At 71.8% G+C, this 20,534-nt stretch carries 18 protein-coding genes; 15 read left to right on the top strand and 3 right to left on the bottom strand.

The features are described 5' to 3' along the window. Positions 1–215: 215 nt before the first annotated feature. From ABZ848_RS30035 to ABZ848_RS30055, 5 genes are all read left to right on the top strand, one after another. A complete protein-coding gene (locus ABZ848_RS30035; RefSeq protein WP_360836933.1) occupies positions 216–1,355 on the top strand; it encodes an extracellular solute-binding protein in 1,140 nt (379 codons plus the stop codon). A 126-nt stretch (positions 1,356–1,481) separates the two neighbouring features. Next, positions 1,482–2,735: a sensor histidine kinase gene (locus ABZ848_RS30040; protein WP_360836935.1), complete on the top strand. Its 1,254-nt coding sequence runs from the start codon at positions 1,482–1,484 to the stop codon at positions 2,733–2,735. After that, positions 2,732–3,388, top strand: a complete 657-nt coding sequence (locus ABZ848_RS30045; RefSeq protein ID WP_360836937.1) for a response regulator transcription factor — start codon at positions 2,732–2,734, stop codon at positions 3,386–3,388. Before ABZ848_RS30040 ends, ABZ848_RS30045 begins: the two co-directional genes overlap by 4 nt. Before the next feature lie 128 nt (positions 3,389–3,516). Then, positions 3,517–4,221: a Clp protease N-terminal domain-containing protein gene (locus tag ABZ848_RS30050; RefSeq protein ID WP_360836939.1), complete on the top strand. Its 705-nt coding sequence runs from the start codon at positions 3,517–3,519 to the stop codon at positions 4,219–4,221. A 176-nt stretch (positions 4,222–4,397) separates the two neighbouring features. Beyond that, a complete protein-coding gene (locus tag ABZ848_RS30055) occupies positions 4,398–5,366 on the top strand; it encodes an alpha/beta hydrolase (protein ID WP_360836941.1) in 969 nt (322 codons plus the stop codon). Between the two features lie 412 nt (positions 5,367–5,778). Here the strand turns inward: ABZ848_RS30055 and ABZ848_RS30060 are convergent, their stop codons facing one another. Next, positions 5,779–6,357 carry a TetR/AcrR family transcriptional regulator gene (locus ABZ848_RS30060; protein ID WP_360836943.1) on the bottom strand — a complete coding sequence of 193 codons (579 nt, stop codon included), beginning with the start codon at positions 6,355–6,357 and terminating at the stop codon, positions 5,779–5,781. A gap of 92 nt (positions 6,358–6,449) precedes the next feature. Between ABZ848_RS30060 and ABZ848_RS30065 the strand changes: the two genes are divergently transcribed. After that, positions 6,450–6,896: a DUF1772 domain-containing protein gene (locus tag ABZ848_RS30065; protein WP_360836945.1), complete on the top strand. Its 447-nt coding sequence runs from the start codon at positions 6,450–6,452 to the stop codon at positions 6,894–6,896. 8 nt (positions 6,897–6,904) lie between these two features. Here ABZ848_RS30065 and ABZ848_RS30070 read toward each other — a convergent pair whose 3' ends face one another. Beyond that, positions 6,905–8,551, bottom strand: a complete 1,647-nt coding sequence (locus ABZ848_RS30070; RefSeq protein WP_360836947.1) for a PQQ-binding-like beta-propeller repeat protein — start codon at positions 8,549–8,551, stop codon at positions 6,905–6,907. A 109-nt stretch (positions 8,552–8,660) separates the two neighbouring features. Further along, positions 8,661–9,671 carry a glycosyl hydrolase gene (locus tag ABZ848_RS30075; RefSeq protein WP_360836949.1) on the bottom strand — a complete coding sequence of 337 codons (1,011 nt, stop codon included), beginning with the start codon at positions 9,669–9,671 and terminating at the stop codon, positions 8,661–8,663. Positions 9,672–9,885: 214 nt separating this feature from the next. Between ABZ848_RS30075 and ABZ848_RS30080 the strand changes: the two genes are divergently transcribed. The 9 genes from ABZ848_RS30080 to ABZ848_RS30120 all read left to right on the top strand — a co-directional run bounded on the left by ABZ848_RS30080 (position 9,886) and on the right by ABZ848_RS30120 (position 20,533). Continuing rightward, positions 9,886–10,215 carry a hypothetical protein gene (locus ABZ848_RS30080; protein WP_360836950.1) on the top strand — a complete coding sequence of 110 codons (330 nt, stop codon included), beginning with the start codon at positions 9,886–9,888 and terminating at the stop codon, positions 10,213–10,215. Between the two features lie 25 nt (positions 10,216–10,240). Beyond that, entirely contained in the window at positions 10,241–12,415 is a 2,175-nt protein-coding gene (locus tag ABZ848_RS30085) for a glycosyltransferase (protein WP_360836952.1), read from the top strand. Further along, positions 12,412–13,686 (top strand): acyltransferase, encoded by a 1,275-nt coding sequence (locus tag ABZ848_RS30090; RefSeq protein ID WP_360836954.1) that lies wholly within the window; start codon positions 12,412–12,414, stop codon positions 13,684–13,686. The genes ABZ848_RS30085 and ABZ848_RS30090 overlap by 4 nt, the downstream gene beginning before the upstream one ends. Before the next feature lie 192 nt (positions 13,687–13,878). Further along, positions 13,879–15,198, top strand: a complete 1,320-nt coding sequence (fes, locus tag ABZ848_RS30095) for an enterochelin esterase (protein WP_360836956.1) — start codon at positions 13,879–13,881, stop codon at positions 15,196–15,198. Between the two features lie 59 nt (positions 15,199–15,257). After that, complete coding sequence (locus ABZ848_RS30100; RefSeq protein ID WP_360836957.1) at positions 15,258–16,241, top strand: ABC transporter substrate-binding protein; 984 nt, start codon at positions 15,258–15,260, stop codon at positions 16,239–16,241. Continuing rightward, positions 16,238–17,011 carry a 2,3-dihydro-2,3-dihydroxybenzoate dehydrogenase gene (locus tag ABZ848_RS30105; RefSeq protein WP_360836959.1) on the top strand — a complete coding sequence of 258 codons (774 nt, stop codon included), beginning with the start codon at positions 16,238–16,240 and terminating at the stop codon, positions 17,009–17,011. The genes ABZ848_RS30100 and ABZ848_RS30105 overlap by 4 nt, the downstream gene beginning before the upstream one ends. Positions 17,012–17,066: 55 nt before the next feature. Then, complete coding sequence (locus tag ABZ848_RS30110; protein ID WP_360836960.1) at positions 17,067–18,260, top strand: isochorismate synthase; 1,194 nt, start codon at positions 17,067–17,069, stop codon at positions 18,258–18,260. After that, a complete protein-coding gene (locus ABZ848_RS30115; protein WP_360836961.1) occupies positions 18,257–19,885 on the top strand; it encodes a (2,3-dihydroxybenzoyl)adenylate synthase in 1,629 nt (542 codons plus the stop codon). The genes ABZ848_RS30110 and ABZ848_RS30115 overlap by 4 nt, the downstream gene beginning before the upstream one ends. A 15-nt stretch (positions 19,886–19,900) precedes the next feature. Then, positions 19,901–20,533 carry an isochorismatase family protein gene (locus tag ABZ848_RS30120; protein WP_360836962.1) on the top strand — a complete coding sequence of 211 codons (633 nt, stop codon included), beginning with the start codon at positions 19,901–19,903 and terminating at the stop codon, positions 20,531–20,533. The last annotated feature ends 1 nt before the right edge of the window (position 20,534 follow it).

A 20,534-nucleotide genomic window follows, 5' to 3' on the forward strand; every position in this document is an offset into this window, starting at 1 on the left:
CCTGTACTCCCGCCCCCCCGGCCTTCGGGTGGAGTCGGGCCGCGGGCCCCATTTTCGCGATGGGGGTCAAACCGGTGGGTCTCACCCCCGATTCCATCTCATGGCCGCCCGTCGATCCGTACGGACGACGCGCCACCCCTCTCCCCCGAGCCAGACTGACGAACGCCCATGGCGCCCGGGCCGTACGTCACCCCCAGCAGAGAGGTCTCCTCAGCGTGTCCAGCTTCCCCAGCAGACGACGTGTCCTGACCACCGGCGCGGGCGCCGCCCTCGGTCTCGGTGTGGCCACGGCCAACGCCACCGCCGCCCCGACCGCCGCGCGGCACTCCCCCGGCCCCGAGGAGACCCGTACCCTCGACGAGCTCTACCGGACCGCGCTCGAGGAGGGCGGCAAGCTCGTCGTCTACGCGGGCGGCGACACCCCGACCCAGCAGGACGGCACCAAGGCCGCTTTCAAGGCCCGCTTCCCCGACATCGACCTGACGCTGGTCGTGGACTACAGCAAGTACCACGACGTCCGCGTGGACAACCAGTTCGCCACCGGCACCCTCGTCCCCGACGTCGTACAGCTGCAGACGCTGCAGGACTTCGTGCGCTGGAAGCAGCAGGGACGGCTGCTGCACTACAAGCCGGCCGGGTTCTCGAAGCTGTACGAGGGGTTCCGGGATCCGCAGGGGGCGTGGGTCGCCGTGGCGGCGATCGCGTTCAGCTTCATGTACGGTCCCGCGGCGGTCGGTTCGGACGCGGCCCCGGCCACCCCGCTCGACCTGGTGGACCCGAAGTGGAAGGGCAGGATCGCCTCCTCGTACCCGCACGACGACGACGCCGTGCTCTACCTCTACTCCCTGTACGCCCGTACGTACGGCTGGAGTTGGGTCGCCGGGCTCGCCGCGCAGGACGTGCGGTTCGCGCGGGGCAGCAACTCTCCCGGCGACGCCGTGCGCACCGGGGAGCGGGCGATCGGCGTCGGCGGCTCGGGCAGTCTGGTCGCGCCGTCCTCGTCGCCCGTGCGGTTCGTGGTCCCCGAGAAGCATCCCTTCATGGCGTGGGGCCAGCGTGCCGCGATCCTCAAGCAGGCCGCGAACCCGACGGCCGCGAAGCTGTACCTCAACTGGCAGCTGTCCACGGCGACGCAGCAGAACGCCTTCAACGGCTGGTCGGTACGGACCGACGTCACCCCGGCCGGCGGCCTCAAGCCGATCTGGGAGTACCCGAACGCCCATCTCGACGGTTTCCCGGAGTTCATGGCCGACCGGGCCGGGGTGGAGCGCTGGAAGCAGACCTTCGCGCTCTACTTCGGCGAGGTCGAGGGCGACCCCACACCCGGCCGGCTCGGGCTGCACCCGGGAGCCTGACGCGCCGCGGGGTCCCGGTCGCGCCCACTCCCGCGCCGCCGGCCGGGGCCCCGCTCTTCACATCGCCCATACAGCCGACGGATAGACTCGGCCGCCCCGACGGATCATCTCTCCAGGGGGTTTGCCGTGTCCGACCCGGGCCCCGCCCACCCGTCACCGCCGGTCCCCGGCAGCCGGTTCGCTCCCCGCCATCTGGCGCACCTGGTGTTCTTCCTCGTCGTCGGCGCCGCCCTGGTCCGGCTCGCGAGGCTGAACATCGCGCTGTGCTGGGACATCGTGACCGTCAGCACGCTGCTCGCCGCGACCTACGCGGCGGGCCTGCTGCTGTGGCGGCGCCTGGGCGCGCTCGCCCGGCACGGCTGGGTGGCCGCCCTGATCCTGCTGTGGGCCTACCTCGCGGCCCTCACTCCCCCGTCCCTGACCGGCGCCTACGTGTGGTGCGCGGTGCCGCTGGCCTGCGCGGCCCTGCGGGCGCTCGGACGCCGGGCGGCGCTGGTCGCGACCGGTGCCGTCACCCTCGTACTGGTCGCCCAGCTCACCAGGAGCGCGGGCGGGTTCGACCCGGAGCTGGTGCTGATCCCGGTGGCGGCGGTGTGGGGCACGGTGGCGCTGTACCAGGCGCAGCAGCGGGTCGCGGCCGAACGGCAGCTGCTGGTGGACGAGTTGCGCGGCACCCGTGAGGTGCTGGCGCGGGAGCAGCGGCGGGCCGGTGTGCTGGGCGAGCGCGAGCGCATCGCCCGGGACCTGCACGACACGCTCGCGCAGGAGCTCTCCGGCAGCCTGATGCTGCTGCAGGCCGCCGAACGGGACTGGGAGGAGCGGCCGGACGTGGCCCGCACCCGGGTGCGCGCGGTCGCCGACGGTCTGGACGTGAGCCTCGCGGAGACCCGGCGGATGATCCGGGACCTCACCCCCTCCGCGGTCGCCGAGGAGGGACTGGAGGGCGCCCTCGAACTGCTCTGCCTGCGGGCGCGCGAGGAGGGCGCGGCGCCGGACGTACGCTTCCGCTCGACCGGGGTCCACCGCCCCGACCTCGACGAACAGGCGGCGCTCACCCTGTTCCGGGTCGCGCAGAGCACTCTCGCCAACGTCCGCGAGCACGCCCGCGCGACAAGCCTCCTCGTCACCCTGCGCCGGTCCGCCGACCGGGTCGAGCTGGAGGTGCGCGACGACGGCATCGGCTTCGACCTCACCACCGGCCCGTCCCCCTCCGGCCGCGGCTTCGGCCTTCCGGCGGCACGGGCACGGCTTCGGGAGTACGGCGGTGATCTGACCGTCGACAGCGCCCCGAACCGCGGCACGCGCGTCCGCGCCACGGTCCCCGCCCGCGCCCTGACCGGCGTACTCACGCTCCCGAGCCCGACGGCGGCGGCCCGTTGACACCGCCCCCGCTCCGCCTGCTGATCGCCGACGACCATGCCGTCGTACGGGCGGGGCTGCGCGCCCTGCTGGAGGGCGAACCGGATCTCGACGTGATCGCGGAGGCGGGCGACCCCGGGGAGGCCGTCCGGCTCACGGTGTCGCTGGCACCGGATGTCGTGCTGATGGACCTGCGCTTCGAGAACACGGACCGGGGCGCCGCTGTCGCCGACGGCGTCGAGGCGGTCCGCGCGCTGGCGGCGCAGGCCCCGTCGGTGCCGGTCGTCATGCTGACCAGCTATTCCGGACGTACCGATGTCGTACGGGCGTTGGAGGCGGGCGCCCGCGGTTACGTCCTCAAGGCGGGTCCGCCCGAGGACCTCTTCCGGGCGGTACGGGGTGCCGCGGCGGGCGGGATGGGGCTGGCGCCCGAGATCGTCGGCGGCCTCGTGGGCCAAGTGGCCGCTCCGGCACCGGAGTTGACGGGCCGTGAGCGGGAGGTCGTCCGTCTGATGGCGGACGGACACAGCAACCGTGCCATCGCCGAGTCCCTGTATCTGAGCGAGGCGACGATCAAGACGCACCTGGTGCGCATCTACCGGAAGCTCGGCGTCGACAACAGGGCGGCGGCGGTGTCGGAGGCGGTGCGGCGGGGGTTGCTGGAGCTGACGTAGGGCCGCGTCGCCGTGGGGTGCGGCGGCGAGTGACGACGCCCGCGTCGGGATCCGCGGCGGGTGAGGGCACCCGAATCAATCGTCAATTACAGATTGACGCTCGGCGATCGTCAATCTACGGTTGACGCATGACGCCACTCAACATCAGCCTCGCCGACCTGATCGCCCGTCTCGACGAGGAACTCCCCGAGGCCGACAACCTGGCCCTCATCAGCGAAGCGCATCTGCGCGCCCAGACCCTGTCCGCCCTCGGCGACCAGCTCATCGACCACTACGTCGGCAAGGCCAAGCAGGCCGGTGCGTCCTGGACCGAGATCGGCGACGCGATCGGGGTGTCCAAGCAGGCCGCCCAGCAGCGCCACACCCCGGCCCCGTTCGAGCGGTTCACCAACCTCAACCGGCACAGCATCGTGCTGGCGCAGGAGGCCGCGCGGACGCACAAGCACGAGTCCATCGGCACCGAGCACATGCTGCTCGGGCTGCTCGGCGAACCGCGCGGTCTCGCGTACGAGGTGCTGCTGGCGAAGGCCGGGTCGGAGCAGCGCGTGCGCGACGCGATCGAGGAAGTGCTGGCACCGGCCGGGCCGAAGGCGCTGCGGGGCCACATCGCGTTCCGCCCGGAGAGCAAGACGGCCATCGAACGGACCGTCCGCGCGGCGGCCGACCTGGGCCACGACCGGGTCGGCACGGAACACACGCTCCTGGGGCTGATCCGCACGGAGGAGAGCCCGGCGGCACAGGTCCTGCGGAACCTCGGTTTCACGCCGGAGGAGCTGGAGGAGACGGTCAGGACCGAGGTCGCCAGGCGGTCGGGCGCGCAGGGCGAGCGGTAACGCACCGATCGGGATGCAGCCGGTCAAGCCGACCGCCATGTGGCGGGCAACCTGCGCCACCTGGCGGCTCCGGGTTCCGGCTCCGGTCGCCCAGTATGTGCTCAGGAGCCGCGTACGTGGTCGTACGCAAGGAAGACGCGTACGTGAACACCGTGTACGCGGGGAGGAGACAGTCCATGTCCCTGACGCCGCCCCCGTTCGATCCCGAACTGGCCGCCGCCCTGGAAATGCTGCTCGCGCGGGTGCCCAGCACCTTTGACGCCGCGCGGATCCGTGAGCTGCGGGCGGGGATGGGTGCCGCCACTCCCAGCGACGAACTGCTGAGCTGCGAGGGCTTCTTCGAGGTCGGGGACCGGTCGGTGCCGGGTCCGGACGGCGGCCCCGACGTGTCGTTGCTGGTGTGCCGGCCGAGGACGGCCGCGGGCCCGCGGCCGGTGTTCTACTTCGCGCACGGCGGCGGGATGGTGATCGGCAACAACCGGGTCGGCGTGGAGGTCGTGCTCGACTGGGCGCGACGGCTGGACGCGGTGGTGGTCTCGGTGGAGTACCGGCTCGCGCCCGAGGACCCGCATCCCGCGCCGGTCGAGGACGTCTACGCCGGACTCGTGTGGACGGCCGAGCACGCCGTGGAGATCGGCGGCGACCCGGAGCGGATCGTGGTGGCCGGCACCAGCGCGGGCGGTGGCCTGACCGCCGCCGCGGCGCTGCTGGCCCGGGACCGCAAGGGCCCGCAGGCCATCGGTCAGGTGCTGATGTGCCCCATGCTCGACGACCGCAACGACACCCCGTCCGCCGTGCAGATGGCCGGGCAGGGCGTCTGGGACCGGGCCGCCAACGAGCAGGGGTGGTCCGCGCTTCTCGGCGACCTGCGCGGTACCGCCGACGTCCCCGCCTACGCGGCGCCGGCCCGCGCCGAGGACCTGTCGGGGCTGCCGCCGGCCTTCCTCGACGTCGGCTCGGCCGAGACGTTCCGGGACGAGGTCGTCGCGTACGCCTCCGGCATCTGGCAGGCGGGCGGCACAGCCGAACTGCACGTGTGGCCCGGCGGCTTCCACGGCTTCGACACGCTGATGCCCCAGGCCGCGCTCTCCCAGGCGGCGTCCACGGCCCGCCTGACGTGGCTGCGACGCCTGCTCGGCGAGTAACGACGCCGCCGACGGCCGGGCCGAACAAGCGACCGACAGCGCGACTCAGCACCGCGCCCGGCACGCCCACCCACCACCGCTGGATCACCACCTGCTTCGACCGGGCCCGCCGGGCACGCGGTGGGCCCGTAGGCACGGGTACGAGGCACCGCGCTGCGCGCAGGGTGCGTGGCACGGCTGACCGACGCCCGGCGCGCGGCACGGATCGTCGGCGCCGGGCGCAGGCCGGATCCGCGGCGCCGAACAGCCCCGCCCGTGCTCGACCCGCCGGCTCGGACCCGCCAACTCGGCATCGCCGTAAGCCGGCCGTCGGCAACCCACAGCCCACAACCCGCAGCCGCCAGCCAGCGGCCAGCCGCCCGCAGACGGCGCTCCTACCGCAACAACCGTCGGCCACCCGCACGTGCGTGCGTCAGGCCGCGGCTAGCCGGGTCACCAGCAGTTCCACCCTCTGCTCGGCGTACTCCCGCGGTAGCCGTCCCGCTCGGGTCAGTGTCGCGATTCCGTGCAGGGCCGCCCAGAAGAGTTCGGTGAACAGGCCCGGGTCCACGCCGTCCCCGGCGACCTCGCCGAGGCTCTCGAGGAGTGCGGCGAAGGCGTCCTTCAGCGGCTCCGGCGTGTCCTCCTGCGCGTACGCCAGGCCGCCGTCGAGCTGGAACAGGGCGTCGTAGACAGCCGGGTTGCGCTCGGCGAAGTCGAGGTAGGCGCGGGCGAGGGCGGCGACCCGCTCGCGCGGCCCGTCCACGGCGGAGGTCGCCGCCCGCACCGCCGCGGCCATCTCGCCTGCGCCTTCGAGCGCGACGGCACCGATGATCTCCCGTTTGCCCCGGAAGTGGCTGTAGAGGACGGGCTGGCTGTACTCGATGCGCTCGGCGAGCCGGCGCGTGGTGACCGCGTCCCAGCCCTGCTGCTCGGCGAGTTCACGGGCCGTCGCCACGATGAGGCGCTCACGCTCCGCCCGTTCGCGCTGTTTGCGTTCCTGTACCGACATGACTCGAACCCTAGCACCGCTAGACAACCGAGCGGCAGAAGGTCTAGCGTTGCCTCATCACCTAGCAATGCTAGAAAAACGGAGGGATCGTCATGCTCGACGCACTCGGGGTCGTCACGACCGTCGTCGTAGGCCTGATGGTGGGGGTGGAGTTCTCCGTCGCCTTCATCATGAGCCGGATCCTGGACGCGCTACCCGAGGACAGCGGCCAGCTCGGCCACGCCCACGGCGGCCGGATGCTCGGTGCCCTGATGCCGTTCTGGTACATCGGCTCGCTCGTCCTCAGCGCGATCTGGGCCATAGCGGGATGGCCCGACCACGGCGCCGGCCTTGTCTCCACCGCCGCCGGCCTGCTGATCGTCAGCGTGGTGATGTCGGTGCTGCTGCTCGTCCCGATCAACAACCGCAACAGGACGTGGACCCCCGAGAACCGCCCGGCCGACTGGAAGGACCAGCTGAACCGCTGGAACCGCTACCACCACGTCCGCGTCGCCGTCATCGTCACCGCCTTCACCCTGCTGGCCACCGCCCTGTCCTGACGCGCCGGCTAGCGGTAGAAGCGCACGCCGCCGTCGGAGCCGAGGGAGCTGAGTTCCAGCACGCCGCCGTCCGGGGTGAGGTACACCGTGCCCGCGGTGAAGTTCCCGTTGCCGCTCCCCTTCGGCAGGCCCGCGACGGGAGTCGTGCGCCCGGTGCGCCGGTCGATGGTGATGAGCTGCGGGGGTCCGGACGTGGTGACGGCGTACACCGTCCCGTCCTCCTTGTCCTCTCCCGGCGCCGGAATAGCGAGCGCGGTGGACGGGCGGGTCCAGAGCTTGGCGCCGGTCGTGGTGTCGAAGCCGTCGACGGCGGCGCCGCCCGCGGCCGTGGCCGGGGTCGCCAGGACGGTGCCGTAGAGCCGGGCGGAGTGGTCGGCCTCGCTGGTGTTGCCGCTGGTGAGCTCGTCGTCGCCGACGGCCAGCTTGCGGCCGTCGCCCCGGTCGTCGAAGACCCGCACCGCATCCTGGCGGGCCGTGTGGACGGCGGCGACCAGCGGTGAGCCGGACAGGATGTGGGTGACATCCGTGTGGGCGCTCTCGGCCTTCCGCCAGATCACCTTCCCGGTCTTCGCGTCGTACGCGGTGAGGGTGAACCTGGTCTTCTCGTCGAGGCAGTAGTCGTCCACCAGCACGACGCCGTCGGCGCCCCAGCCGTAGGCGTTGCAGTAGCGGCCGCGGGGCTGGTAGCCCCAGACGCGGCTACCGGTACGGGTGTTCACGCCGCCCAGGAAGTTCTGGCTGACGATGGTGGCGACATCACCCTGCACGTACGTCGAGGCGGTCACCGTCGACGGGTGGCCGGCGCTGGTCAACGGCATGGACCAGAGGATCTTGCCGGTGGACGCCTTGACGCCGGCCAGCCAGGTGCAGGTGCTGCCGTCCTTGCCGAAGGCGACCGTGCCGACGCCCTTGGAGTTCAGCTTCGGTGACATCGCGCAGGGGACCGTGCCGCGCTCGGCGGCGGCCGCGGAGGGGGCGGCGCTCCACAGCTTTCCGCCGCCGGTGAGGTCGTATGCCCGCAGGCCGCCCCGGGTGCCGGCCACGACGAGCAGCTTGTCGGTGAGCCAGCTGCCCACGAGTGTGTCGTCGTGGGCGGGCGCCGGTATCTGCCACACCTGCGTCAGGTTCTTCGAGGCGACGGCGGCGGCGTGCTGCTGCTCGAGCAGGACGGCGGCGGAGCCGCCCGCGGCGGCGAGGACGGCGAGAACGAGCGCGATCCGGCCCGCCTGCCTGGTCCTGCCGGGCCTTTCGCCGCCCCTGGCCGCGGCGGGCCGCGTGGCGACCGGCTCGGGGTGGCGGAGGGACTCCTGTCCGGGGACCTCGGCCGTCCCCGAGTGGTGCCGGCGCTCTTCGTCCGCGGGTTCAACGCCGGGACGGGTGTACGGAGGCGTTCGGGCACCCGGCTCGCGCAGGGCCTCGTGGGCGTCGGAGCGGGGCTCGGGGACGCGCAGCGGCATGGTCTCGTCGAACCGGGGGCGGGAGACGGTGCGGTGGGCCTGCTCGGCGGACGTCCGGTCGTCCCTCGGCGTGCCGGGCTCCGCCTGTTGCCGCCGGTCCCCGTGTCGCTGCGGGCGGGCGGCCGGCTCGCGGCGCCGGAACGCCCAGCCGTGCTCCGGCTGCGGAGCGCCCTGTCCCGGCGACGATTGCGTCGTCATCTCCCTGCTCTCTTCTGTTCGGGCAGCCGCAGGCGCCGGCCGCGGTGATGCGCCGTGATAAGTGCTGTCTGTCGCGGGCCGCGGCCCGAACTCCCGGGATGACGCGGGATCAGCCGTCCTTGAACGAGTGTCCGAAGCCGCTCCGGGACGACTCCACCTTGAACGCGGCCAGCGCACCCAGCGAGGAGCTGATCCGCCAGTCCATCAGCTGCTTGCCGCCCGGCCAGTCCTTGCGCTGGTCGTACCAGACGATCCCGATGACGCCGGCCTTCGCGGCGCCCTGGAACAGGTCACGGATGTGCGCCTCCTTGCTCTTGCCCTGCGCCACCCCGGTCTCCGCGATCAGTACCGGTTTGCCGGAGAAGTCCGAGATCTGACGCAGGGTCGGGGTGAACAGACTGGAGAACGCGACACCGTCGAGGGGGCCGTAGTAACCGATGAGGCCGACCCAGTCGACGTAGGAGTCACCCGGGTAGTAGGGCCGCAGTTTCGCGGTGGTGCCCGAATCGACCACGTGCGGGGTCCACACCCAGATCACGTTGGTGACGCCCTGCTCGGCGAACATGTCGTGCACGCGCTTCCACGCGGCGACGAAGTCGGCGGGCTTGGCGTGCTCGGGGCCCCAGGAGTTCCAGGGGCCGTTCATCTCACCGGCGAAGGAGAGGGCCAGCGGCCCGTCGTAGGCGGCGACCTGCTTCGCGAGACGGCGGATGTAGGCGTCGTCCCCGCCCGCGGCGATGTCGGCGAGCGCGGTGTCGGAGGGCACGAGCGCCATCATGGGCAGCCGGTCGTGCTGCCACAGGAAGGCGTTGCCCTCCGTGTCGAAGTCGTCGCCCCAGTTGCTGTAGTACTCGCGGATGTCGGGCGCCCGGCCCGCCTCTTCGGTGAACTTCTCGACGATTCCGTACTGCCAGGGGGTCTTGTCGTCGACGACGCCCAGTGCGCGGCCGGACGGCTTGAGCATGGACGAGACCTTGAAGTGCGCGGCCGGGGCGGTGGCCGTGACCGCCGCGGTGTCGTCTCCGCCTGCCGCTCCGCCGCACGCGCTCACCAGGAAGGCGACGGCGACCACGAGGGCCACGGTGGCCGAAAGGCGGCTACGGCGGCGCGGTATGACCATGCGTCAGGTCCCATCGAGCAGGAAGGCAAACCGAGTCGCCGGACTTCCACGGGACCCGCGTGACATTCACGGAATCTGCATATTAGTCTACGGATGATCGGGGCGGGTCGGATCATGTTCCTCACCTGCCGCACTTATTGGTTTTCCGCACCACTCACTGCTTTCGGCAGCGCCGAACCGGCAGTCGTCCCCTGAGGAAGGCTCGAGGCGCCCGATGACCAGTACCTCCACGGAGGTCGAGCCGGCTCCCGTCTTTGTGGACCAGACCGGTCAGCGAGGCCGCCGTCTGCGCGGTCTCGGCTGGCTGGTCGGCGTCGTCTGTACCGGGTTGGTGGTGGCGATGATCTCCGGCCTGGTCGGCACCCAGTCGCAGGCGCCCGCGCTCCGCGTCCCGCGCACCGCGGACACCACACCGCCCAGCCAGTACCTGAACGCGCCGGTGCCCGCGGCTCCCGGCGTCGCCGGGTCCGCCGCCGGCACCGCCGCCACGGCCGGCCCCGACACCACCGCGACCGCGTCCGCGACCGCCTCCGCCACGCAGTAGCCAGACGCGACCGACCAGGAAGTCCATGTCCCGCTCCAGCCGTCACCGCTCACGGCAGTCCCTCGCGCGGCCGCGCCGACTGGCCGCGCCCCCGCTGCGTTTCTTCCTGCCGACCGCCGTGCTGGCGACGCTGCTCGCGCTGATGGTGCTGCGGGGCATGGCGAACAACGAGGTCTTCCACGACGAGCGCATCGCCGTCTCCGTGGACAAGAACACCGTTCCCACCAGCGTGCTGGAGGGCGGCCCGGTCGTCGACGCGCGCGGCGACAAGAACAGCGAACCGGTCAGCTACACGATCCCGGACCGGACGGTCGTCCTCTCCTTCGACGACGGGCCGTCCCCGCAGTGGACGCCGAAGATCCTCGAGGTGCTGAAGGAGAAGAACGTCCGCGCGGACTTCTTCGTCACCGGCTCGATGGTCACCCGCAACCCGGCACTGATCCGCCGGATCGTGGCCGACGGCCACGAGATCGGGGTGCACACCTTCACCCACCCCGACCTCGCGCTGCACTCCGGCAGCCGGCTGACCTGGGAGCTGGGTGAGACCCAGCTCGCGCTGGCCGGTGTCGCGGGCATCCACTCCAGCCTGTTCCGCCCGCCGTACTCCTCCACCGCGGACGCGCTGGACGACTGGTCGTGGCCGGTGACCAAGCAGGCCGGGTCGGAGGGGTACCTGACCGCCTTCATCGACAAGGACACCGACGACTGGAAGCGCCCCGGCGTCGACTCCATAGTCAAGGCCGCCATGCCCGACCTCCCGGGCCAGGGCGAGATGATCCTGCTGCACGACGCGGGCGGCAACCGCGCGCAGACGCTGGCCGCGCTGCCGATCATCATCGACAAGCTCAAGGCCCAGGGCTACACGTTCAAGACCACCGGCGAGGCGCTCGGCTCCGGCTCCGCCAACACCAAGGTCACCAGCTACAACCTGTGGCTCGGCAAGGCGTTCCTGTGGTGCACCACCTTCTCGGTACGACTGATGCCGTGGCTGGTCGGCCTCCTCGCGGTCGTCGGCGTGCTGGTCATGGCGCGGTTCGCGCTGATGCTGGTGCTCTCCACCATCCATGTGCGGCGCGTGCGCAAGAAGGGTTTCTCCTGGGGCGCCCCGGTCACCGAACCGGTCACGGTGGTGGTGCCCGCGTACAACGAGCAGGAGTGCATCACCAACACCCTGCTCTCCCTGGCCAGAAGCGACCACCCCATCGAGGTGATCGTGGTCGACGACGGGTCGAGCGACGACACGGCCGCCATCGTGGAGGAGCTCGACCTGCCGATGGTGCGGCTGATCCGCCAGCCGAACAGCGGAAAGCCCGCCGCCCTCAACACCGGTGTGGCCGCCGCCTCGCACGAACTCATCGTCATGATGGACGGCGACACGGTCTTCGAGCCCGTCACCGTCCGGGAACTGGTGCAGCCCTTCGCCGACCCGCGCGTCGGCGCCGTGGCCGGCAACGCCAAGGTCGGCAACCGCGACACCCTGATCGGCGCCTGGCAGCACCTCGAATACGTGATGGGCTTCAACCTCGACCGCCGGATGTACGACGTGCTCGACTGCATGCCGACCATTCCCGGCGCGATCGGCGCCTTCCGCCGTACGGCACTCCAGCAGGCCGGCGGTATGAGCGACGACACACTCGCCGAGGACACCGACGTGACCATGGCCCTGCACCGGGCCGGCTGGAAGGTCGTCTACGCCGAGAACGCCCGCGCCTGGACCGAGGCACCCGTCAGCATGAAGCAGCTGTGGTCGCAGCGGTACCGCTGGAGCTACGGCACCATGCAGGCGATGTGGAAGCACCGGCACGCACTGCTGGAGCGGGGCCCGGCCGGTCACTTCGGCCGGGTGGGTCTGCCGTTCGTCGCGCTGTTCATGGTGGTCACCCCGCTGCTCGCGCCCGCCTTCGACATCGGCATGGTCTACGGCGTGGTCTTCGTCGACGCGTACAAGACCCTGGCGGCGTGGTTCGCGGTGATGGCCCTGCAGGCCGTCTGCGCCTGGTGGTCCTTCCACCTGGACAGGGAGAAGGCGTGGCATCTGATCACGCTGCCGGCTCAGCAGGTGGTCTACCGGGTGCTCATGTACATGGTGCTGCTGCAGTCCGCCATCACCGCTCTGACCGGGGGACGGCTGCGCTGGCAGAAACTGAAGCGCACCGGCGAGGTGGGGCTCGACGTCACAACGGTGGAGATGTCCTCATGAGTACGGCGGAACGGGGTGCTCGTGGCGTCCAGGATTCGTCCGAGACCATGGCCCTGCGGGTCCCGGACCCCGGCCTGATTCCCACGCAGCGCGCCGCGCAGCCGGAGGAGGCGGACCCGGCGCCGGCGCGCAAGCCCGGCCGCGACCGCTACCTCGACCTGCTGCGGGCGCTCGCCCTGGTCCGCGTGGTGATCTACCACAACTTCAGCTGGACCTGGCTGCCGATCGTCTTCCCCTCCATGGGCGTCATGTTCGCGCTCGCCGGGTCGCTGATGGCGCGGTCCCTCAACCGACCGGCGCTCAGCGTGATCCGCGGCCGGCTGCGCCGGCTGCTGCCGCCGATGTGGCTGTTCGGCGCGGTCGTGGTACCGCTGATGATCCTGGAGGGCTGGGGTCCGCACCTTGACCACCACCCCCGCTGGTGGTGGGCCCACATGGCCTTCTGGATCCTGCCGCTCAGCGAGCCGCCGTTCGGCGCCTCGCTGCACACCTTCGGCGGCCACCTGCCCGCGTCCTGGGCCGAGCAGATCTCCGTACCGCTGTGGTACCTGCGTGCCTACCTCTGGTACGTCCTGCTGTCGCCGCTCATGCTCAAGGCGATGCGGAAGCTGCCCTGGGTCACCCTCCTGGTGCCGCTGGCGCTCGCGTTCTTCATCAACTCCGGTCTGGTCGACCAGTCCGGCCGGCTGATGGAGGCCGCCACCGACTTCACCACGTTCGGCTCCTGCTGGCTGCTCGGCATGGCCCACCAGGAGGGACTGCTCCGCAGGATCCCGCAGTACGTCGTGCCGTCCATCGCTCCGCTCGTGCTCATGTTCGGCATGTGGTGGCTGCTGCGGTCGCCGGTGGACAACCCCCGGATCGGACACGACCTGGAGGCGGTGCCGGTCGCCCAGGCGATCTGGTCGTTCGGCGCGGTGCTGCTCCTGCTCCACCTGAGCCCCTCGTGGGAGCAGTGGCCCAAGCCGCTGGAGCGCTTCAACGGCGTCATCAGCCTCCTCAACTCCCGCGCGGTCACGGTCTACCTGTGGCACTCCTTCGCCCTGGTCCTGACCGAGCCTCTGATCGACCCCCTGTGGAGCAACACCTTCTTCTACGACCGGGCCCAGTGGCTCCTGTCGAGCCAGTGGACCCCCCTGTTCCTCGCCGTCCCCCTGATCTGCCTGGCCATCGTCCTCTTCGGCTGGATCGAGGACGTGGCGGCCAAACGCCGCCCACGCGTCTTCCCCTACCCCCGCCGCCCCAAGGGCCGCAGGCGCAGCCGCGCGTAGCGACGTACCGCGCCAGTAGGGCTGTTCGGCGCCTGGCGCCCCATCTTCGGGACCCCTTGATGAGTACGGGCTTCCTTGATGCACCCACGCAGGAGCAAAGTTAGGTTAGGCTTACCTAAACTTGATTGTCGGCGATTTCGTCGACAGATCATGCCATGCCCTCTGTCCGACTTGTGTCCACGGAGATCTTCGATGCCTGCCACCTCCGCGCCGGCCCTCCTGCCCGACGCACGGCCGGTCCGCATCACCGGACCGCGTATCGCTCGCCTGGTAAAGCAGTTGGCGCCCGCCTCGGCGGCGCAGCGCGCGATCCTCGTCGCCGACTTCTGGGACGAGGTGGAGCGTTCAGGCACTCCGCTGGTCGAGGAGTCGGCGGGCGAACCCGCGTACCGGGCGGTCACGTTCCTGTGGCGTGGCCATCGCGCCACCAAGCAGGTCCTGCTGTTCTCCAGCGGGTTCGGAGACCGCGAACGCCTCGCCGAGTCCCTGCTGGAGCAGGTGCCCGGCACCGACGTATGGCATCTGGGTCTGCGACTGCGCGCCGATCACCGTGGCTCCTACCGCATGGCGGCCGACATATCCTCCAAGGCGCCGCCCACGGACCCGGACGGGCTCCAGAAGCTGCTGCGGTCCCTGACCGCGCACACCGCGCCGGATCCGCTCAATCCGCACCGTGTTCCCGACCGTTGGCAGCCGGTGCCGAGTTCCGTGTTCGCCCTGCCGCACGCGCCGGACCAGCGATGGGCGGGCCGGGCGGGCAGTGTGCCCGCCGGGCGGGTCGAGCGGCACCGGGTGCCCTCGGCCGCGCTCGGTGGCGACCGCGACACCTGGTTCTATCTGCCGCCGGGGCACGTGGACGGCGGTGACGGATCACCGCTGCCCGTAGTGGTGCTGACCGATGGTGACATGTGGTTCGGGCGCCTCGGCTTCGGCGGCACGCTCGACGCGCTGATGGCCGACGGGGCGTTACCGCCGCTCGCGGTACTCGCCCCGGACGCGGTGGACCGGCACCTGCGGCATCGCGAACTCGGCGCGAACGACAGCTTCGTGACCTTCCTCGCCGACGAGCTGCTGCCCTGGGCCACCCGTCGCCGGCCGCTCACCGCCGACCCCCGGCGGACCGTTGTCGCCGGGCAGGAGCTGGGCGCGACGACCGCGCTGTACGCCGCGTACGCCCGGCCGGAGCGGTTCGGCAACGTCCTCGCCCAGTCCGCCGCCCTGTGGTGGCGGCCCGGAGCACGACCCCGGCCCGGACCCGAACCGCTGGTGCTCGGCAGACCCTGGCTCGCCGGCCGCTTCGCATCCGCCGGACCGCTGCCGGTGATCTTCCATCTGGACGCCGGCCTGCACGAGGGCTCCGCGCTCGAACACCACCGCGCCCTGTACGACGTGCTGCGCGCGACCGGCAACCAGGTGACCCGCACCGAGTTCAACGGCGGCCACGACCACGCCTGTTGGCACGGCGCCCTGGCCGAGGGCCTGGTGCGTCTGCTGGGCACCACGGACCACTGACCGAACTGCCTACGTCTACCCCTTTCCTCCCGTCCCTCTCCTCAAGGAGTTGTTCCCGCATGTCCTCTGTACGTGTCTCCCGCAGAGCGGTCCTGTTGTCCTGCACCGCCGTGGTGTCCGGAGCGCTGCTCCTGAGCGCCTGTGGCGGGGACGACGACGCCTCCTCCGGCAAGGGGCAGGCCGTCGCGGCCACGACGCGGCAGTTCACCGACGCCCAGGGGCGCAAGGTCGACATACCCACCGCCCCGAAGAAGGTCGTCACCCTGAGCGAGTCGACCACGGACGCCGCGCTCACCCTCGACGTCGAGCCGGTCGGCACCACCTCCGGCCGCGGCCAGAACGGCGTGTCCACCTACCTCGCGGACAAGGCGTCCAAGGCACAGATCGTCGCCACCGTCGCCGAGCCCGACCTGGAGAAGATCGCGGCACTGCGGCCCGACCTGATCCTCGTCGACGCGACGGTCGGCGCGCAGAAGTCGCTCGACAAGCTCCAGGCGATCGCCCCCACCGTCTTCACCGCGAAGCAGAACGAGAACTGGCGCACGGCGTTCACCGACACCGCCGACGCCCTCGGCAAGAAGTCCGAGGCGACGAAGTGGCTGAAGGACTTCGACGCCCGGGTCGCCGAGGTGAAGCAGAAGCTCGGTGACAACGCGGGCAAGTCCGTCTCCGTGATCCGCTGGCAGGACGGCGCGCCGTCGGTCGTCGGCAAGGGCGACGGCGTCGTCGGCGCCACCCTCAAGGCGCTCGGCCTGACCCGGCCGAAGGACCAGCAGGGGGCGAGCGTCGGCCACAGCGAGCCGGTCTCCCTGGAGAAGCTCGACACCATCGACGGCGACTGGCTCTTCTTCGGCACGCTGGGCGACAAGGCCGACGGCGAGAAGGCGTACACCGAGGCCCGTAAGGTCACCAACTTCAGCAAGCTGACGGCCGAGAAGAACAAGCACGTCGTGGTCGTCGAAGGCTCGGCGTGGAACAGCGCGGGCGGCCCGCTCTCCGCGGACGTCGTCCTCGACGAGCTCGAGCAGGCGCTCGCCTCGTGAGCGTCGAACTCGCCGGCCGGCTCGCCCTCGTGACGGGGGCGGGCCGGGGCATCGGCCGGGCCGTGGTCGCCGCCCTGGTGGACCAGGGCGCCCGCGTCCTGGCCACGGACGTCGACCCGGCCGGCATCGAGACGCTTGAGGCCGGCCGCGTCACCGTCCGCGCCCTGGACGTCACCGACGCCGCCGGCGTGGAGGCCGTCGTCGACGAGGCGGAGCGCACGCTCGGCCCGCTCGACATCGCCGTCAACGTCGCCGGAGTCCTGCACCCCGGACACGTCGTGGACCTCACCGACGAGGAATGGTCGGCCACGTTCGCCGTCAACACCGACGGCGTCTTCCATGTGTCGCGCGCCGCAGCCCGCCGGATGGCGGAACGCGGCCACGGCAGCATCGTCACGGTCGCCTCGAACGCGGCCGGCGTGCCCCGCACGGGCATGGCCGCCTACGCCGCCTCGAAAGCCGCGGCCGTGATGTTCACCCGGTGCCTGGGTCTTGAGCTGGCGGCCAGTGGCGTCCGCTGCAACACCGTCTCACCCGGCTCCACCCTCACCGACATGCAGCGCGCCCTGTGGACGGCCGACGACGACGAGGCCGCGGCCCGGCGTGTGATCGAGGGCGATCCGGCCGCGTACCGCACGGGTATCCCGCTCGGCCGGATCGCCGATCCCTCGGACATCGCGGACGCGGTCGTCTTCCTGGTCTCCGACCGCGCCCGCCACATCACGATGCACGACCTCTACGTCGACGGGGGCGCCACCCTGCGCGCCTGATCCCGTACCCGCCCTCGCGGCCACACCTCGTGCCGGCCCCCCACTGGAGACAACCATGTCCATCTCCCTGCACGACGCAACCGCCCCGCCGGTCTCGCCCGGCGCCGCCACCTCCCTCCTGGAGGCCTACCGCCCCGCCACCGACCGCTTCCTCGCCTCACCCCGCCGCACCCTGCTCGGCCGCGGCACCACCGCCGAAGTACCCCACGACGGCCGCCCGTTGACACAGCGGGTCCGCGAGCTGCTCACCGCACTGCGCCGGCCCGACGCACCCGCTCCGGTCGTGCTCGGCTGTCTGCCGTTCGCCCCGGACGCCCCGCCCGCGCTCGCCGTCCCGGACATGGTGCACTGGGCGCCCCCGCTGAGCGGGGACCCGCTCGTCGCGCTGGACGTGCCGTACACCGAGTCCCGTCCCGACTGGCAGGTGCGCGAGGTCCCCGCTCCCGAGCGGTACGGCGACGCCGTGGCCGCCGCGGTCGCGCGGATGCGCGCCGGGGAGTTCGAGAAGGTGGTCCTGGCCCGCACCCTGGAGCTGACGTCCTCCCGCGAGCCGGACCTGCCCGCGCTGCTGCGCCGGCTGGCCCGCCGCGACCCGGCCGGCTACACCTTCGCCGTGCCGAGCGGTCCGGGCCGCACCCTGCTCGGTGCCAGCCCCGAACTGCTGGTCTCCCGCCAGGGCGGCCTGCTCACCGCCAACCCGCTGGCCGGTTCCGCACCGCGCAGCGAGGATCTGGCGGAGGACGTGCGGCGGGCGGTCGCCCTCCTGGAGTCCGCCAAGGACCTGCACGAGCACGCCGTCGTGGTGGCCTCCGTACGCGCGGCCCTCGCCCCCTTCTGCACGCGCATCACCGTGCCCGACCGGCCCACGCTCCTGCGCACCGCGGGCATGTGGCACCTGTCGACCACCGTCACGGGCGAACTCGCCGACCCGGACACCACCGCGCTGGACCTGGCCTGCGCACTGCACCCGACGCCCGCGGTGTGCGGCACCCCCACGGAGGTGGCACGGTCCGTCATAGCGGAGTCGGAGCCCTTCGACCGGGGTCCCTACACGGGCATGGTCGGCTGGCAGGACGCCGACGGCGACGGGGAGTGGGTGGTGACGATCCGCTGCGCCGAGGCCGAGGGACGCCGGCTGCGGCTGTTCGCGGGCGCCGGTGTGGTGGCCGCGTCGACGCCGGAGGCCGAGACGGCGGAGACGGCCGCGAAGTTCCGTACGTTCCTGGACGCCATGGGGGCTTCGCTGTGACCATCACCCCTGGCGTCGACGCCCCCACCTGGCCCGAGGAGTTCGCCGAGCGCTACCGCGCCGCGGGCCACTGGCGGGGCGAGACCTTCGGCGGCATCCTGCGCGAACGCGCCGCCGCCCACCCCGACCGTGTCGCGGTGGTCGACCCCGCCCCCGAGCGCCGTACCTGGACCTACCGGCAGCTGGACGAGCGCGCCGACCGGCTGGCCGCCGGGTTCACCGCACGCGGGATCGGCCGGGGCGACCGGGTCGTCGTACAACTGCCGAACGTGGGCGAGTTCGTCGAGGTCGTCTTCGCGCTGTTCCGGATCGGGGCGCTGCCCGTGTACGCGCTGCCCGCGCACCGGGACACGGAGATCGCCCACTTCTGCTCCTTCACCGACGCCGTCGCCTACGTGATCCCGGACGTGCACGCGGGCTTCGACCACCGTGCCCTCGCCTCGCGGATCAGGCGGCGGACGCCCGGCCTGCGGCACGTGTTCGTGGCGGGCGATCCGGGAGAGCACACCGCGCTGTCCGCCGTACCGTGCGAACCGGCCGAAGCACCCGCCCCGCCCCGCCCGCACGAGCTGGCGTTCCTGCAGCTGTCGGGCGGCACGACCGGTGTGTCCAAGCTGATCCCCCGCACCCACGACGACTACCTCTACTCGCTGCGAGGCTCCAACGAGATCTGCGGCGTGGACGCCGACACACGCTTCCTCGTGGTACTGCCCGCCGCCCACAACTTCCCGATGAGCTCGCCCGGTTGGCTGGGCGTGCTGTACGCGGGCGGTACGGCGGTGCTGTGCCCGAGGCCCGATCCGGCGACCGCCTTCCCCCTCGTGGAGAGCGAGCGGATCACGATGACCGGGCTGGTACCGCCCCTGGCACTGGTGTGGACGGATGCCGCCGGACAGTCCGGACACGACCTGTCCAGCCTGGAGTTGGTGCTCGTCGGCGGCGCCAAGTACAGCGAGCAGGCGGCTCGGAGACTGGAACCGGCTCTGGGCTGTCGCCTGATGCAGGTCTTCGGCATGGCCGAGGGACTGGTCAACTACACACGCCTGGACGACGACTTCGAGACGGTGGTCGGCACACAGGGCCGTCCGATCTCCCCGGACGACGAGATCCGCATCGTCGACGACGCCGGACACGACGTACCCGACGGGGAGTTCGGACATCTGCTGACCCGGGGCCCCTACACGATCCGCGGCTACTGGCGGGCCCCCGAGCACAACGCCCGGACCTTCACCGCGGACGGTTTCTACCGCACCGGCGACATCGTGCGCCGGCTGCCGAGCGGTCACCTCGTCGTGGAGGGCCGGGCCAAGGACCAGATCAACCGCGGCGGCGAGAAGATCGCGCCCGAGGAGATCGAGAACATCATCCTCGCCCACCCCAGCGTCCACGACGTGTCCGTCGTCGCGGTGCCCGACGCCTACCTCGGCGAACGCTCCCTCGCGTACGTGATCCTGCGCGACGGTGCCGCGGCGCCCGGGCCGGTCGCCGTCAAGCGGTTCGTGCGCGAGCGCGGAGTGGCCGCCTACAAGGTCCCCGATCTCGTCGAGTTCGTCGACGCCTTCCCGCAGACCGGTGTCGGCAAGGTCAGCAAGAAGCAGCTGCGGACCACCGCCGAACAGCTCTGAAAGGCCTTCCCCCTCATGGCACTTCCCGCCATCCCCGCCTATCCGCTGCCGACTCCGGACGAGCTGCCCGCGGGCCGGGTGTCCTGGACCGTCGACCCGGCGCGCGCGGTCCTGCTCGTACACGATCTGCAGCAGCACTTCCTGTCCGCGTTCCCGACCGGTTCGCAGCCGCTGACCGGCATGCTCGACAACACGGCCCGCCTGCTGAACGAGTACCGCCGCCTCGGCGTCCCGGTCGTCTACTCCGCCCAGCGCGGCGGCCAGACCCCGGCGGAACGCGGCCTCCAACTCGACTTCTGGGGCCCGGGCGTCGCCGACGACCCCGCGGCGCTCGCCGTGCCGGGGCCGGTGGCCGCCGCGCCCGGCGACACCGTGCTCACGAAGTGGAAGTACAGCGCGTTCGTCCGCACCGGACTCGACGCGCTGCTGCGGGACTCGGGCCGCGACCAGCTGGTCATCGTCGGCGTGTACGCGCACATCGGCGTGCTGATGACCGCGGTCGACGCGTGGCAGCGCGACATCCAGGCGTTCGTCGTCGCCGACGCGGTGGCCGACTTCTCCCGGGCCGACCACGACATGGCACTGCGCTGGGCCGCCGGCCGGTGCGCGGTCGTGACCACCACCGACACCCTTCTCAAGGAGCTCTGAC

The sequence above is a fragment of the Streptomyces sp. NPDC047081 genome, assembly GCF_040643775.1.
GTDB lineage: Bacteria > Actinomycetota > Actinomycetes > Streptomycetales > Streptomycetaceae > Streptomyces.